Source organism: Amycolatopsis sacchari (assembly GCF_900114035.1).
GTDB lineage: Bacteria > Actinomycetota > Actinomycetes > Mycobacteriales > Pseudonocardiaceae > Amycolatopsis_E > Amycolatopsis_E sacchari.
Map to the genome: position 1 here is coordinate 836,386 of NZ_FORP01000001.1, position 14,211 is coordinate 850,596.

14 protein-coding genes and 2 pseudogenes are annotated in these 14,211 nt (G+C 72.2%); 5 read left to right on the forward strand and 11 right to left on the reverse strand.

Features of this window, described 5'->3' with window-relative positions:
• Positions 1-58 precede the first annotated feature (58 nt).
• Genes BMZ92_RS03980 through BMZ92_RS03990 form a run of 3 tightly spaced genes read right to left on the reverse strand, consistent with a single transcriptional unit; the run spans position 59 to position 2,806 of the window.
• Positions 59-1,279: an NAD(P)/FAD-dependent oxidoreductase gene (locus tag BMZ92_RS03980; RefSeq protein WP_091504246.1), complete on the reverse strand. Its 1,221-nt coding sequence runs from the start codon at positions 1,277-1,279 to the stop codon at positions 59-61.
• Positions 1,276-1,602: a 2Fe-2S iron-sulfur cluster-binding protein gene (locus BMZ92_RS03985; protein WP_091504247.1), complete on the reverse strand. Its 327-nt coding sequence runs from the start codon at positions 1,600-1,602 to the stop codon at positions 1,276-1,278. Before BMZ92_RS03985 ends, BMZ92_RS03980 begins: the two co-directional genes overlap by 4 nt.
• A 13-nt stretch (positions 1,603-1,615) precedes the next feature.
• The gene (locus BMZ92_RS03990; RefSeq protein WP_091504248.1) at positions 1,616-2,806 is read right to left on the reverse strand and encodes a cytochrome P450; all 1,191 of its coding nucleotides are present in this window, start codon (positions 2,804-2,806) and stop codon (positions 1,616-1,618) included.
• A gap of 122 nt (positions 2,807-2,928) precedes the next feature.
• Here BMZ92_RS03990 and BMZ92_RS03995 point away from each other — a divergent pair, with 122 nt between their 5' ends.
• Together BMZ92_RS03995 and BMZ92_RS04000 are read left to right on the forward strand one after the other, a co-directional pair.
• Positions 2,929-3,855 carry a LysR family transcriptional regulator gene (locus BMZ92_RS03995; RefSeq protein ID WP_091504249.1) on the forward strand — a complete coding sequence of 309 codons (927 nt, stop codon included), beginning with the start codon at positions 2,929-2,931 and terminating at the stop codon, positions 3,853-3,855.
• A 40-nt stretch (positions 3,856-3,895) separates the two neighbouring features.
• Positions 3,896-4,867, forward strand: a complete 972-nt coding sequence (locus BMZ92_RS04000; RefSeq protein WP_143249786.1) for an AraC-like ligand-binding domain-containing protein — start codon at positions 3,896-3,898, stop codon at positions 4,865-4,867.
• A 41-nt stretch (positions 4,868-4,908) separates the two neighbouring features.
• Here the strand turns inward: BMZ92_RS04000 and BMZ92_RS04005 are convergent, their stop codons facing one another.
• The 5 genes and pseudogenes from BMZ92_RS04005 to BMZ92_RS37990 form a co-directional block, all read right to left on the reverse strand.
• Positions 4,909-5,796, reverse strand: coding sequence for an NAD(P)-dependent oxidoreductase (locus BMZ92_RS04005; protein WP_091504251.1), 888 nt, complete (start codon positions 5,794-5,796; stop codon positions 4,909-4,911).
• Complete coding sequence (locus BMZ92_RS04010; protein ID WP_218153381.1) at positions 5,793-6,191, reverse strand: carboxymuconolactone decarboxylase family protein; 399 nt, start codon at positions 6,189-6,191, stop codon at positions 5,793-5,795. The genes BMZ92_RS04005 and BMZ92_RS04010 overlap by 4 nt, the downstream gene beginning before the upstream one ends.
• A 25-nt stretch (positions 6,192-6,216) precedes the next feature.
• A complete protein-coding gene (locus BMZ92_RS04015; RefSeq protein WP_245782868.1) occupies positions 6,217-7,539 on the reverse strand; it encodes an MFS transporter in 1,323 nt (440 codons plus the stop codon).
• A gap of 136 nt (positions 7,540-7,675) precedes the next feature.
• The gene (locus tag BMZ92_RS37985) at positions 7,676-7,846 is read right to left on the reverse strand and encodes a hypothetical protein (RefSeq protein WP_245782869.1); all 171 of its coding nucleotides are present in this window, start codon (positions 7,844-7,846) and stop codon (positions 7,676-7,678) included.
• A gap of 62 nt (positions 7,847-7,908) precedes the next feature.
• Positions 7,909-8,055, reverse strand: a pseudogene (locus BMZ92_RS37990) (hypothetical protein); the annotation flags it as partial.
• 642 nt (positions 8,056-8,697) lie between these two features.
• Between BMZ92_RS37990 and BMZ92_RS38755 the strand changes: the two are divergent.
• Positions 8,698-8,886: pseudogene (locus BMZ92_RS38755) on the forward strand (replication-relaxation family protein); the annotation flags it as partial.
• 311 nt (positions 8,887-9,197) lie between these two features.
• On the opposite strand, the gene BMZ92_RS04030 reads toward BMZ92_RS38755, so the two are convergent.
• Positions 9,198-10,271 (reverse strand): acyl-CoA dehydrogenase family protein, encoded by a 1,074-nt coding sequence (locus BMZ92_RS04030; RefSeq protein ID WP_245782870.1) that lies wholly within the window; start codon positions 10,269-10,271, stop codon positions 9,198-9,200.
• Positions 10,272-10,364: 93 nt separating this feature from the next.
• Here BMZ92_RS04030 and BMZ92_RS04035 point away from each other — a divergent pair, with 93 nt between their 5' ends.
• On the forward strand, positions 10,365-11,264 hold the full coding sequence (locus tag BMZ92_RS04035) for an AraC family transcriptional regulator (RefSeq protein ID WP_091504359.1): 900 nt from the start codon (positions 10,365-10,367) through the stop codon (positions 11,262-11,264).
• A 110-nt stretch (positions 11,265-11,374) separates the two neighbouring features.
• Here the strand turns inward: BMZ92_RS04035 and BMZ92_RS04040 are convergent, their stop codons facing one another.
• The gene (locus BMZ92_RS04040) at positions 11,375-12,964 is read right to left on the reverse strand and encodes a DEAD/DEAH box helicase (RefSeq protein WP_091504254.1); all 1,590 of its coding nucleotides are present in this window, start codon (positions 12,962-12,964) and stop codon (positions 11,375-11,377) included.
• 230 nt (positions 12,965-13,194) lie between these two features.
• Here BMZ92_RS04040 and BMZ92_RS04045 point away from each other — a divergent pair, with 230 nt between their 5' ends.
• Entirely contained in the window at positions 13,195-13,980 is a 786-nt protein-coding gene (locus BMZ92_RS04045; RefSeq protein WP_177228526.1) for an SDR family oxidoreductase, read from the forward strand.
• On the opposite strand, the gene BMZ92_RS38760 is transcribed toward BMZ92_RS04045, so the two are convergent.
• Complete coding sequence (locus BMZ92_RS38760; RefSeq protein ID WP_425425786.1) at positions 13,916-14,185, reverse strand: transposase; 270 nt, start codon at positions 14,183-14,185, stop codon at positions 13,916-13,918. The genes BMZ92_RS04045 and BMZ92_RS38760 overlap by 65 nt on opposite strands.
• Positions 14,186-14,211: the final 26 nt, after the last annotated feature.

A 14,211-nucleotide genomic window follows, 5' to 3' on the forward strand; every position in this document is an offset into this window, starting at 1 on the left:
AGGGCGCGGAATCGCCCGGGGTCGAAGGGGAGATCGCGCTCGGGCGCGGCCCCGGGGACTACCCCACCGCCGCGCGATCCCGTGCCTCGAACTCCTTCAGGCTGAACGAAGGCGCCGCGGCGTCCGCCGGGCTGAGCGCCCCTCCGGCCGCCAGCAGCCGCCGGGCGGCGAGGTGGTCGGCAGGCCGGTTCACCGATTCCACCGCGACCAGCCGCTCCTCCCGGAAGCGCAGCACCGAGAACCGTCCACTTGCGACGTCCCCGCTCACCAGGGCGGTGTCCGCCGCCTGCGCGAGGCCCGCGATCTGCAGCCGCACCGGGCCCTGGTGGCTCCAGAACCACGGCAGCTCGCGGTAGGGCTCCGGCGTGCCGAGCAGGACCTTCGCCACGTGCCGCCCCTGGTCGGCGGCGTTCTGCACCGACTCCAGCCGTGCCGGGACTCCCGCGTGGTGGCAGGGAAAACGGGCACAGTCACCGATCGCGTACACGGCGGGGTCGGCCGTGCGGAGGTACTCGTCCACCACCACACCGTCGTCCACCGCCAGGCCCGCCGCCTCCGCGAGCTCCGTCCGCGGGCGGACCCCGACGCCGACGAGCACCACGTCCGCCGGCAGCACCGCGCCGCTGGTCCCCACCACCGCACGCACCCGGCCGCCGCTGCCCTCGAGCGCGGAAACGCCCTCGCCCAGCCGCAGCTCCACCCCGGCCGACCGGTGCGCCCCGGCGAGGAAGTCCGACATCACCGGCGACACCGCGCGGGCCAGCGGGCGCTCCGCCGCCTCCAGCACGGTCACCGCCAGCCCCCGTGCCCGCGCGGCCGCCGCGAACTCCAGCCCGATGAACCCAGCACCGGCCACCACCACCGAGCGGGCATCCGCCAGCTCGGCGCGCAACGCCCTGGCGTCGGCGAGGGTGCGCAGCCCGTGCACCCCGGCGAGGTCCGCTCCGGGGAGCGTCCGGTTCACCGCTCCCGTGGCGAGCACGAGCGCCGAATACCCGATCCGGCGGCCGTCGTCCAGTTCGACCTCCCGTCTCCGGCGGTCCACGGCCAGTACCCGGGCACCGCCGGCGTACGTGATCCCTTCAAAGAAGGCCGGGCCCCGCAAGGGCAACGGGTCCGTCTCGGCCATGAGGTAGTCCTTCGACAGCGGCGGCCGCTGGTACGGCGGGTCGGGCTCCTCGCCGACGACGACCAGCTCACCGCCGTAGCCGCCGGCCCGCAGCGCGTCGGCGGCCTGCAGCCCGGCCTGTCCCGCGCCGACGACCACGACCGCCGTCATACCTGCGTCTCCGGGACGTCGACCTCGATCTCTTCGAGGCCGTCCCCCACGGTCACCTGGCAGCCCAGCCTGCTGCGCCGCTCGTCGCGCGGCGCAGCGGTGCACTCCAGCATCTCCTCCTCGTCCTCGCCGATCTCCGGCAGCCGGCCGAGGTAGGGCTCACGCACGTAGACGTGGCACGTCGCGCACATCGCCTGGCCGCCGCACTCCCCCACGATCCCGCGCACGCCGTTCGTCACGGCGGCTCGCATCAGGTTGGTGCCCGCGGGCACCTCCAGCACGTCCGGGTCCCCGGCGAGCTGGTGGTAGGTCACCTTCGGCATCGCAACTCCCCTTTCAGCCCCACCGCACGGGCAGGCGCAGCATCCCGCGGAACACCCAGCCGCCGGCGACCGCCGGGGCGTCCGGGTCGAGCCGCAGCCCCGGCAGCTCCGCGAACAACTTCGGCAACGCCACCCCCACGACCGACGCCCGCGCGACCCACGCCCCGGCGCAGAAGTGGTTGCCACCGCCGAAAGCGAGGTGCGGCTGCCGCGGGCGGTCGACGTCGTAGGACTCGGGATCGGCGAACACCTCCGGATCGCGGTTGGCCGCCGCGACCACGACCCCCAGGCGCGCGCCCCGCGGCACGAGCACCCCGTCGAGCACGGTGTCGGCCGTGGCTTCGCGCGGGTACATGCTGATCGGCGCGACCCACCGGATCGACTCCTCGAACGCGTCCGACCACCGGCCGCCGTCGAGGACGCTGGCGAGCTGGTCCGGGTGCCGCAGCAGCGCCCACACCGTGGTGCCCAGCGCGTCCCGCGGTTCGTTGAGCCCGCCGCCGATCGTCATCTTGAGGTTCGCCCGCACCGCTTCCAGCGGGATCGGCAGCCCCGACAACCCCGACAGCAGGCTCGCGTCCGGGTGCTCCCGCAGGTAGGGCAGCATCTCGTCGATCGCCTCGTCGACCTCCCGGTAGGACCGCTCCGCCTTCGCCCACACCTCCGGGTCGTCGCCGTAGTTGCCGGTGCCGTCGATCAGGGTCTGCGACCAGCGCTGCAGGTCCTCCTGGGTGGCGTTGCGGAAGCCGAGGATGCGGCGGAGGTTCTCGGCCGCGTACGGGGCGGCGAAGTGCTCGATCAGGTCGGCGCCCGGCCCGGCGTCGAGGAACCGCCGCAGGTAGGTCTCCGCGTTCTCCTCGAACACCGCCTGCCAGTGCTGCTTGATCGCCTTGGGCCGCAGCACCCCGCCGTAGGACCGGCGCTCGACGTCGTGCTCGGGGTCGTCCTTGCGCAGCATGCTGTGGCCCATCGCGCGCTTCATCAGCGAGCCGGTTTCGTTGGCGGAAAACCGTTCCTGGTCCTGTTCGATCTCGTGGCACGCGGCGTAGCGGACCACGAGGTAGCGGTTCACGGCGGGCACCCAGTGCACCGGAGACTCGGGCCGGAGCCGCTGGTAGATGGGATAGGGGTCGCGGTAGAGGTCCGCGATGGTGACCCAGTCGGCCACGGGTACCGGACGCGCGCCGGTCAGCTCCACGGTCATCGTCGACTTGTCCCTCCTCGCGGGGACCGCCGCTGGCTCCCGCGTTCGCCTAGAGTGTGTTCGCGGCGGACAGCGCAGGTAAAGTTCAAAGAACTTCGCAACTTCCACTAGTGAGGTGTGCAATGGCGCACTACACCTTGCGGCAGCTCGAGTACCTCGTGACGGTCGCCGAGGTCGGCTCGATTTCCCGGGCGGCACAACGGTTGCACGTGTCCCCGACCGCCGTGGCCGCCGCGCTGACCGAGCTGGAGCGGATCTTCGGCACCCAGTTGCTGGTGCGCCGCAAGGCCCACGGCGTCAGCCTCACGCCGACCGGTTCGTTCGTCCGCGCCAGGGCGGCGGAGCTGCTGCACACCGCCGACGAGCTGGAGCTGGCCGCCCCCAGTGGCGGGCGGGAGTTGTCGGGCCCGCTCGTGCTGGGCTGCTACGTCACGATCTCCCCGACGATCGTGCCCGGTTTGCTGGAGTGGTTCGCGGTGCACCACCCGCGCGTGCGGCTGACGTTCGCCGAGGGCAGCCAGGCCGAGCTGCCCCACCTCCTGCTGGAGGGCAAGCTGGACCTCGCGGTCGTCTACGACATGGCGCTGCCACCCGGGCTCGACTCGGTGCTGCTCACCACCACCCCGGCGTATGCACTGCTGCCCCCGGACCACGCGCTGGCCGCACGGGACGCCGTGACGCTGGCGGAACTGGCCGCCGAGCCGATGATCCTGCTCGACCTGCCGCCCGCGGCACAGCACACGTTGTCGCTGTTCGAGCGCGCCGGGCTGACCCCGCGCATCGCCCAGCGCACGTCCGACTTCGAACTGACCCGGTCACTCGTCGCTCGCGGGTTCGGCTACGCGGTGCTGGTCCAGCGCCCGGCGGTGGACCGGTCCTACGAGGGCCTGCCGGTGGTGCCGCGAACGATCACCCCGGAGGTGCCCGGGGTGGGCGTCCGGATGGCGTGGCCCCGGGACGTCCGCCTCACCGACCGCGCGAAGGCGATGATCGCGGCGGCCGTGGACCAGGTGCGGGACACGGGTCTTCCGGTTCCAGATCGTATATGAGATCGTGAAGGATGAGGGTCACGTCGCGAAGGAGCGGGTCGTGGACGGTGCAACGCTGCCGACGGGAAGCGGGACGAGCCAGGACGGGGTCCGGCACGCGTCCGGGTTCGACGAGTGGAAACGCATGCTCGGGCACCGGTTCGTCCCGGTGCGGCTGGTCAGCGAGCACGGCGCGGCGTTCACCGGCACGCTGCGCGAGCGCGTGCTGCGGGACGTCTCGGTCTCGGAGATCACCGCCGACTCGCACCGCGTCATCCGCGCCTCGTCGCAGATCTCGCCGGACGACCCGGCCCTGCTCAAGCTCAGCGTGCAGCTCGATGGTGGCGGTCTCATCGTGCAGGACGGCCGCCAGGCGGTCCTTTCCCCGGGCGACGTCGCGGTGTACGACACGGCGAGGCCGTACACGCTCGCCTTCGACGACACGATCCGCTGCCTGGTGTTCGCCTTCCCCCGCAGCGCGATCGGGCTCGGCACCGGAAGTCTGCGCGAGGTGACGGCCGTGCGGATCGACGGCAGCAGCCCCTCGGGGCGGCTCGTCGTCCCGTTCCTCCGCACGCTCGCCGACACCGTGCTCGACCTGCCGCAGGCGCAGGCGCTGCGGTTCGCCCACAACGCGCTCGACCTCGTCACGACCCTGCTCACGGACGTGCTGGAGGGCGGGCACCACCGCGTGCGCCGGGACCGGGTCCCGACCCTGGCGGACGTGCTCGACTGGATCGAGGCGAACCTGTCCGACCCCGGTCTCTCACTGGGCCGCATCGCCCAGGCCCACTACGTTTCCCCGCGGTACCTGCAGAACCTGTTCAGCGACCGGGGAGACACCGTGACCGGCTGGATCCGGAGCCGGCGGCTCGAACGCTGCCGCCGCGAACTCGCCGACCCGCTGCGGGCCGGCGAGCCCGTGGGCGCGGTGGGGCGGCGCTGGGGCTTCGGCGACCCGGCCCACTTCAGCCGTGCCTTCAAGGCGCGCTACGGCGTGCCACCCGCGCGGTACCGCGACCTGTCGGCATGACGACGGCCGCCGTCCACTTCGGACGGCGGCCGTCGCGGCGGCTACTCCGCGCGCCGCTTCCAGTGCTCGAAGGCGAGCGTGTGGTCCACGTTGCCCAGCGCCTCCAGCGCGTCGGCGAGCCTGCCGTGCACGGCGTCGCACACCGGCGCCTCGCCGAGGGCCGCGTGCGTGACCTCCTTGGCGATGCCCACGTCCTTCGTCATCAGCGGCAGCGCGAACCCGGACGCGTGCCGGCCCTGCACGACGTGCGGGCCCAGCACATGCGTGGTCACGAAGCTCTGCCCGGTCGAGGCGTTGAGGATGTCCACCATCAGCTGCGGGTCGAGCCCCTGCCGCTGCCCGGCGAGCAACGCCTCCGACGCCGCGGTGTAGGCGGCCGCGGCGACGTAGTTGTTGAGCGCCTTCATCGTGTGGCCCGTGCCCACGCGGCCGGTGCGGAAGATCCGCTCGCTCATCGCCTCGATCACCGGGACCGCCACGGCGACGGCGTCCTCGTCGTCAGCGCCGAGCATGATCGACAGCGTCCCGGCCCGAGCCCGCTCCACGGCCCCGGAAACCGGCGCGTCGACGAGCCGGACGCCGTGCCCGGCCAGTTTTTCCGACAGCACCTTGGTTTCCAGCGGGTTCGACGAACTCATGTCGATCACCACCGCGCCCTCGGGCAGCGCCCCGGCGACGGACCCGCCGTCCGGCCAGTCCCCGGTCAGCGCACTGGCGACCAGCGCGCTCGTCGGCAGCATGGTGACCACGCAGTCCATCTCGGCGAAGTCGCTCACCGCGGTCGCCACGCTCGCCCCGTACTCGGCGGCGAGCCGCTCCGCGCGGGCGCGGTCGACGTCGTGCAGCAGCAACGGGAAACCGGCCTTCGCCACGTTGCGGGACATCGGTTCGCCCATCGTGCCGAGGCCGATGAACGCCACGCGGGTCATGCCGCGCTCCCGGTGTCCACGCCCTGCTCCGCGAAGACCTCGCCGGCGGCCAGTATGCCGTCGACCCCGGCGGGCAGTCCACAGTAGATGGTCGAGTGCAGCATGATCTCGCGGATCTCCTCCGGCGTCACGCCGTTGGCCAGCGCGCCGCGCAGGTGGATGCGGATCTCGTGGGCGCGCCCGAGCGCGACGAGCATGGCCAGGGTGATCATGCTCCTGGTGCGCACGTCGAGTTCGGGCCGCTGCCAGATGTCCCCGAACACGTGGCGGGTGACGATGTCCTGCAGCTTGTCGTCGAGCTCGGTGGTCGACTCGATCTGGTCGTCGGCCCCGGCCCGCCCGAACATCCGCCTGCGGAGCTCGCGGCCGAGTTCGAAGTGCTCGTCCCGGATCATGCTTTTCCTCCCTTTCCGATGAGGGTCACAGTCGGCGGTGGCTGCCGTCGGCCTCGGGCAGCGTCGAGGAGTACCAGCGCAGCGCGTGCACGGCCAGCACGCTGACGAGGCAGAAAGCGATCATGAAGGCGGACACGGCGAACACCGTGCCCGACGCGCCCCACAGCGCGGTCGCGATCAGCGGGGAGAACCCGCCCGCGAGGCACGCGCCGACGGCGTAGGAGACGGAGCTGCCGCTCATCCGCACCGCGGCGGGGAAGAACTCGGCGAACAACGCGGCCTGCGGCCCGTAGGTCGCGGCGAGGCCGAACGTCAGCACCACCACGGCGAGGATCACCAGCCCCGGGTTCGCCGTGTTGAGCAGCGCGAAGAACGGCACGGCCCACACGATGATCCCGGCGTACCCGCCGAGGTAGACCGGCCGCCGCCCGACGCGGTCGGACAGCCACGCGAAGAAGATCATGCTGCCGAACCAGGACACGCAGCCGACGAGCAGCACGTCGAGCAGGAAGTTGCGGGACAGGCCGAGCGCGCTCGTGCCGTACGCGGTGACGAACGTCAGGAAGATGTACCCGCACGCGTTGTTGCCCACGAACGTGCCGACGGCGATGAGGATGCGCTTCTTGTGGTGGCGGAACAGTTCTGCGAGCGGCACCGAGAGGGTTTCCTTCGCCTGCTGGAGTTCGCGGAACACCGGGCTCTCCTCGGCGCGCCGGCGGATGAAGTACCCGACCAGGACCATCACGAAGCTCAGCAGGAACGGGATGCGCCAGCCCCACGAGCGGAACGCCTCGTCCGGCAGCGCGAACGTGGTGCTCAGCAGCACGACGTTCGCCAGGAACATGCCGGCGGGTGTGCCGAGCTGGGTGAAGTTGCCGAACAGCCCGCGTTTGGCCGGTGGCGCGTGCTCGACGGCCATCAGCGAGGCGCCGCCCCATTCGCCGCCCGCGCTGATCCCCTGGACCAGGCGCAGCAGCACCAGGAGCACCGGCGCGGCGGGGCCGATCGTGTCGTAGGTCGGCAGGAGGCCGATCAGCGTGGTGGAGGCGCCCATCGTGATCAGCGTGGCGAGCAGGACGCGTTTGCGCCCGATCCGGTCACCGAGGTGCCCGGCGAGGATCCCGCCGACCGGCCGGGCGACGAACCCGACGGCGAAGGTCGCGAACGCGGCGAGCGTCCCCGCCAGCGACGAGAAAGCGGGGAAGAACAGCTTGCCGATCACCAGCGCCGAGGCGATCGAGTAGACGTGGTAGTCGTACCACTCGACGCTGGTGCCGATGAAGCTCGCCCACCCCACCGTCCGGCCCGATGTGCGAGCCGGGGCCACCACGTTCCGGGTCTGGTTCACCGTTGAACTCCCTTCGTCGCGCTCCCGTCCCGGTAGTTTCGCCCGGCGGCGGGGCGGCACCGTTGCCTCGCGCTGAAGGGGTATTGACCGCAGGCGCACCAGACGGGCGCGCAGACCTGCGAGCGGGAACGGCTGGCTACGAACCCGGTCGCGCGGCGGGGATCACGGGGAGCACGATCCGCGAAGGGCGGTCCGCGTCGTGCGCGATCTCCTGCCTGGCCCGGCGCCAGTCCCTGGCCTGGTCGATGGGTTCCCCGGTGTTGAGGTCGCGGTCCCAGCGCGGGAAGTTGCTGGAGGTGACGTGCACCCGGATGCGGTGGCCGGCGCGTCGGTCTTCGCCGTGAGGTGGGCGCGGATCGGGCCGGTGACTTCGAGGTCCTGGGAGAGCGCGTCAGTGGTGTAGACGAGTACGTCGGGTCTGGCCTCGCCGCGGGCCTGGTCGAGCGGGCCGGGCGGGAACTCGTTCGACATCAGCAAGGCGCCGCCGGTGGTCGGTACCGGGGTCGGCGGGGTCATAGGTGAACGCGCCGGTCCCTTCGCCGGCGCCTGGGGCGTCGCGCGGGCCTCGTGCTCAACGCCGGGCACGGGATCGGCGGCAGGGGCACCCACCAGCAGCTACAGGCCCCGATGGGTAGACCTCTGCCTTGTCGTCTGGGTCCACAAGGGTCAAGACTTGGCGGATATCGTTCAGGCCTGTGACGAGCTGCCGGATCGCACACCGGGACAGCCGTGACGACTGCACACCCGGACGCGTCTTCGGAAGTGTCTCCGCGCGCCGGACCTGCGTCTCAACCATCCAGCGGGTCGGCAGCTGCGGGTCCGCCCCCGATTCCAAGGCCGCTCGATGGCGCACCAGCGCCTGGTCGCGCTTCTCCACCACACGGCGAGCCGTAGAACAACACCTCCCGGCTCTGCTGCCCGCCGCGCACCAGACCACGCAACACATATCGGTGTCGTGTGCGGTTCCGTTCCCGCGTCACCGCGGGCAGCTTGTCCCGCCCGTTGCAGCGCATCCGGGCTTCGTGACCGAGCCCACGTCGTCCACGTCGATGAGGACTTCCTCCTTCCGCCGCCTGTTCCACACGTGGCGTGCCGGTGTAGCGCGGATTCGAAAGATCACCCGCACCGCACCCTTCGACCAGGCGATTCCAGATCGACACCACACCCATCCACTGTTTCCTGGCGCCCGCCGGCGCGGCCGTGCTCGCCGCCGGGGACGACCTCGAGGTCAAGGACCTCGGCTACCGGCACGACCGGGTCTTCGGCGTCGCTCACAACCTGCGCCTGGCCCACACCGTCGGCGTCAACCGGTGGTCGGAGACCCGCTGCGCCCGCCACTTCGGCGACCGGTCTCCGGCCGGCAAAGCGGCACCGCGGCAGCGGGTTCCGCGCCGTCCGACCAGGAAAGGTCGGCCCCGACGACGACCGTCGCGACCGCACCGGAGACACCGGTCGTCGCCGAAGCCCCGCGTCGCGGCAATGGCCGTCGCGACGTCACGGCTGAGTTCGCCGAAGTCCGCCGGGCGGTAAAGCCACGCGGACACGGAGCGCGCGACCCCGTCCAAGGCCGCCACGAAATGCATCTCGGACGTGCCGGGGTTGCCGAAGCACACCCGCACGCCGCCTCGGCGCCCTTCACCGCAGTGCCCGTCCTGCCTTCAGTCCGTGTTCTCGGGGGAAACCAGGGCCGTGCCGAACCTTTCCACCGCGAGGTACGGGTTCAGGTGGGGGTGGCGGCTGCCCACGGCGACGTCGCGCCAGTACCGCTGGAGCACGTTCCCGGTGGCGAAGCCGCTCGCGCCGTGCAGGTCGAGCATGCGCTCGACGGCGGACCGGCAGTCGCGGCCGGCGTCGGCGAGCTCCATGTGCAGGCGGGCGCTGGCGGCGCCGGACAGCCCGGCGGACTCCGCCGCCCTGGCGACCGTGAGCATGGTGTTCTCGGCGCGGTTCACCAGGTGCGCGGCCTCCGCCAGCCAGTGCCGGGCACCGGGTGACTCGCCCATCCGGGAGTAGGTGGACATGAACGGTTTGCGGTCCGAGGCGAACATCGCCGCGGTCGCGTCGAGCGCGCCCCTGGCGGCGCCGACCACCGGACCGAGCACCGTGATCGAGTACAGCAGCAGGTCCTGGGCGGCGAAGGCGGATGCGGCGGCCACGCGCCGCGCGGGCACCAGCAGATCGTCGGCGACCAGGCTGTGGCTGCCGGTGCCGCGCATGCCCGCCATGTGCCACGTCCGGTCGACGGTCAGGTCGGCGACCGGCACGACGGTGAAGGACAACGTGCCTTCCACCGCGAGGGCGAGCACGGCCCAGGCCGCGTCCTCGCACCCCGACACGTTCGGCCAGCGGCCCGTGATCCGCACGCCTTCGGCCACCCGCACGCCCTGTCCGGCGGGCACACCCGAGCCGCAGAAGAGGGCGTCCGGGTCGGCGAAGAACTCGTCCGACCGCGAGCCGGGAAAAGAGCCGACAACGAGGTTCTTCGCGGTCACGCAGGCCCCCGCGATCCACGCCGTGGATGGGCACGCGCGGCCGAGACCGGCCAGGCGGCGCCCAATGGTCTCCGCGCCCGCCCACTCGCCTCCGTAGGCCCGCGGTGTGCGCAGCGCGAAGACGCCGTCCTTGCGCAGTGCGCCAAGGCTTTCCGTCGCGGGCCGGTCGTACTGTTCCGCCTTTTCCGCGTGCGCACGCAGGATCTCGCTGGTTTCGTCCTTCGGGGAGTCATCGATCACGGCGCCAGCCAAGCACCGGAAGCCGCACCGGGACCATGCGCGCGCGGCACCGGTCCATGCGCGCTTGTGCGGCTGCTCGCTAGCATCGGCCGCATGGACCTGATGAGCGAGGGGCTCCGCGGCATGCGGACCGGCGCTGTGGGCAGCCGCGTGATCCGGCAGTCAGGTGCCTGGGGGCTGCGGTTCCCCGCGTTCGCCGGCAGCGGGTTCCACTTCGTCCTGCACGGCTCGTGCTGGCTGATCACCGAGGACCAGGAGCCGGTCGCGCTGAAGCCGGGAGACGTCGTGCTCACCTCCTCCGGTGCCGCGCACGGGCTCAGCCACGCCCCGGCCGCACTGCAGGACCTGCCCCCGTTGGAGCTGGGCCCGTTCCCGCCGGCGCCGGGGCCGTTCGACTTCGAGTTCCTGTGCGGCGCCTACCGGCTCGACCACGGCCAGGTCCCGCAGTACCTCCGCGCGTTGCCCGATCTCATCGTGGTCTCGCCGGACGCCGACCGGCTTCCCGGCCTGCTCGCACTGGCCGAACTCCTCCGCGTGGACACGTCCGGGAAGGGGCTGGGCACCGGGGCGACGTTGCCCGCGCTGCTGGACCTGATCGTCGTCCAGACGCTGAGGCAGTGGCACGACCAGCACGACGCCACGGCCCGCTGGCCGAAGACCGAGGACCCGGTGATCGGCGGCGTCCTGCGGATGGTGCACGAGGACCCGGGGCGGTCGTGGACCGTCGGCGGGCTCAGCGAGGCCGCGGGGATGTCGCGGACGGCGTTCACCCGGCGCTTCACCGCGGAGGTGGGCCGGCCGCCGATGGCTTACCTGATCAGCTGCCGGCTGGGGCACGGCGCCCGGCTGCTCCGGGAAACCGACGCCACCCTCGCGACGATCGCCCGCCGGACCGGGTATTCGAGCGAGTTCGCCTTTTCCAGCGCCTTCCGCCGCGAGTACGGCATGTCGCCGACCAGCTTCCGCCGCACTCCCACCGAGCTCGGGGCGTAACCGCGCCGAAGGCGGACACCATCGCGGTCGGTCGCGGCGAAGAGCCGCCCCACGTGGCCGCCGTGCGGGGCCGGGTACGGGCGTGCCCGTGGCGCCGCGGCCGACGAGGGTCAGCGCGAGCGGCGGGAACCAGCGCGCGCACCGGCCGAGAAGGCGGCGACACCGCCGGTTCGGGCAGGAACGCCACCGGAGGAGTCCCGGCCGGACCCGGACTTCACGCCACCGGAACTGCGCTGACGGGACTCGGCGGCACCACGACGAGCCTGGCCGGACTTCCCGGCGCCCTCGCGACGTCCGGCGGGTTCGGCCGAGCGGCGGCCCTCACCAGCGGACGGGCCACCGTGGTCTTGGCCGGCCCGGGACCGCCCCGGCCGTCCGGCTACGGCACCACGCCGCGCGCCACGGGCACTCCCGGCCCCGCCGCGGCCCGACCCGGACGAGCGGTCCTCCGCACGCGACCGCGCCGCACCACCCTTCGCGGACACCTTCTTCGGCCGCGTGTCCGCGGCCGGCCGCGACGGCGGCGCGGTGAACGACCGCTCCCCCGGCGCCAGCTCGGACAGCAGCGGATGACCGGGACCGAGCCGCGTCGTGGTGGGCTTGATCCCCGCCTTGCGGGTCAGGTCGCGGACGTCGGCGACCTGCTCGTCGGTCATCAGCGTGACCACCGTGCCGGCCGCCCCGGCCCGCGCCGTGCGGCCGGACCGGTGCAGGTACGCCTTGTGCTCGACCGGCGGATCCGCGTGGATGACGAGCGTGACGTCGTCGACGTGAATTCCGCGGGCCGCGATGTCGGTCGCCACCAGCGTCCTCGCCGCTCCGGACGAGAACGCCGCCAGATTGCGCGTCCGCGCCGCCTGCCCGAGGTTGCCGTGCAGTTCGACCGCCGGCACGCCGGAGGCGACCAGTTTGCGCGTCAACTGCTTCGCACGGTGCTTCGTCCGGGTGAACACCAGCGTCCGGCCCGCCGCGGCGGTGAGGTCGACCAGCACCGGCAGCCGGTGGCTCTCCTCCAGGTGCAGCACGTGGTGCGCCATGGTCGACACCGGCGACTGCGCCGAGTCCACGCTGTGCGTGGCCGGGTTGTTCATGAACCGCTTGACCAGCACGTCGACCCCCGCGTCGAGGGTCGCGGAGAACAGCAGCCGCTGCCCGCGCGCGGGAGTGGCCGCCATGATGCGACGGACTTCGGGCAGGAAACCGAGGTCAGCCATGTGGTCGGCCTCGTCGAGCACGGTGATCTCGACGGCGTCGAGCCCGATGGCTCCCGAACGCATGTGGTCGGCCAGCCGCCCCGGGCAAGCGACGACGATGTCGACGCCGTCACGCAGGCGGGAGATCTGCGGGTTGGCGCTGACGCCGCCGAAGATCGTGGTGACCTTGAGGCCGAGCGGCCTGGCCAGCGGCAGGATCGAGCCTTCGATCTGGGTGGCCAGCTCACGGGTCGGCGCGAGGATCAGGGCCCGCGGGCGGCCGGGCCGGCGCCGCGCCGGGGCGGCGGCGAGCCGGGCCAGCACAGGCAGCACGAAACCGTAGGTCTTGCCGGAGCCGGTGCGGCCGCGGCCCAGGACGTCCCGGCCCGCGAGCGAATGCGGGAGCGTGGCGGTCTGAATGGGGAAGGGACTGGTGACGCCTTGCCCGGCCAGCGCGTCGACGAGGGTCGCGGACAGACCGAGTTCGGTGAAAGTAGGTGTGGTCATAAGCGTTGTGGACGCGGGGCGCCCTGGATCTCCGTAAGTAGAGGGTTGTCCTGCCCGGCGCGGACCTGGTGACCGCGGCGCGTGGTAGCCGACAACGGAAATGCGGCCCGAGGCAGAACTGGACGGGCCGCGTGATCAGTGTACCCGACGCACGCGCGTGTCCCGTGTGAGCGCGGTGGTAGCGGGTACCGACCGGGGCGACAGGCGAAGAACCGACGACAGGAGTTCCCGTGTCCCAGCCTCCCCAGCAGCAGACCCCGCCAGGCGCCACCGGCGCCATGGATCCCGCGCCCGACCACGGGGAGCACAGCTACCGCGGCTCCGGGCGGCTGGCCGGGAAAGCGGCCGTCATCACCGGGGCCGACAGCGGTATCGGCCGTGCCGTGGCGATCGCGTACGCCCGCGAGGGCGCGGACGTGCTCATCTCCTACCTCGACGAGCACGAGGACGCGCGGGAGACCCAGCGGTGGGTCGAGGAGGCCGGGCGCAAGGCCGTCCTGGTACCCGGTGACCTGGCCGAACCCGCGCACTGCCGGTCGGTGATCGCCACCGCGGTGGCCGAGTTCGGCCGGATCGACGTGCTGGTCAGCAACGCGGCGTTCCAGATGACCCACGAGTGGATCGAAGACATCCCCGACGAGGAATGGGACCACACGCTGGCCCTCAACCTCAGCGCGTTCTTCCACCTGACGAAGGCGGCGGTGCCCCACATGGCGCCGGGCTCCTCGATCATCGCCAGCAGCTCGGTCAACTCCGACAACCCGCCGCCCCAGCTGCTGCCCTACGACGTGACCAAGGCGGGGCTCGCCAACATGACCGCCGCGCTGGCCCAGATGCTCGGTCCGAAGGGAATCCGGGCGAACAGCGTGGCGCCGGGGCCGATCTGGACGCCGCTGATCCCCTCGACCATGCCCGAGGAACAGGTGCAGAGCTTCGGTGCCCAGGAAGCTTCTATGTCAAGTGGTGGTGGTCGGTGTGGAGTGCGTGGTAGAGGACGTCGGAGAGGTGGCGTTTGAGGGCGCGGATGGCGGCTTTTCGGGTGGCGTGGGGGTGGTGTTCGAGCCAGTGGTCGCGGTAGGTGCGGGCGGGTGGGTGGTGCACGAGTTGGGTGAGGGCGATGCGGTGGAGGCAGGCGTTGAGTTGCCGGTTGCCGTGTCGGTTGAGCCGGTATTGGGGTTTGTTGCTGGACCAGACGGGGATGGGGGCGGCTCCGGTGTGCATGGCGAACGCGGCGCTGGAGCGGAAAC

Coding starts and splice junctions, on each gene's coding strand:
- BMZ92_RS03980 (WP_091504246.1), bottom strand. CDS start 1,279: ATGACGGCGGTCGTGGTCGTCGGCGCGGGACAGGCCGGGCTGCAGGCC.
- BMZ92_RS03985 (WP_091504247.1), bottom strand. CDS start 1,602: ATGCCGAAGGTGACCTACCACCAGCTCGCCGGGGACCCGGACGTGCTG.
- BMZ92_RS03990 (WP_091504248.1), bottom strand. CDS start 2,806: ATGACCGTGGAGCTGACCGGCGCGCGTCCGGTACCCGTGGCCGACTGG.
- BMZ92_RS03995 (WP_091504249.1), top strand. CDS start 2,929: ATGGCGCACTACACCTTGCGGCAGCTCGAGTACCTCGTGACGGTCGCC.
- BMZ92_RS04005 (WP_091504251.1), bottom strand. CDS start 5,796: ATGACCCGCGTGGCGTTCATCGGCCTCGGCACGATGGGCGAACCGATG.
- BMZ92_RS04010 (WP_218153381.1), bottom strand. CDS start 6,191: ATGATCCGGGACGAGCACTTCGAACTCGGCCGCGAGCTCCGCAGGCGG.
- BMZ92_RS04035 (WP_091504359.1), top strand. CDS start 10,365: ATGGACCTGATGAGCGAGGGGCTCCGCGGCATGCGGACCGGCGCTGTG.
- BMZ92_RS04040 (WP_091504254.1), bottom strand. CDS start 12,964: ATGACCACACCTACTTTCACCGAACTCGGTCTGTCCGCGACCCTCGTC.
- BMZ92_RS38760 (WP_425425786.1), bottom strand. CDS start 14,185: ATGCACACCGGAGCCGCCCCCATCCCCGTCTGGTCCAGCAACAAACCC.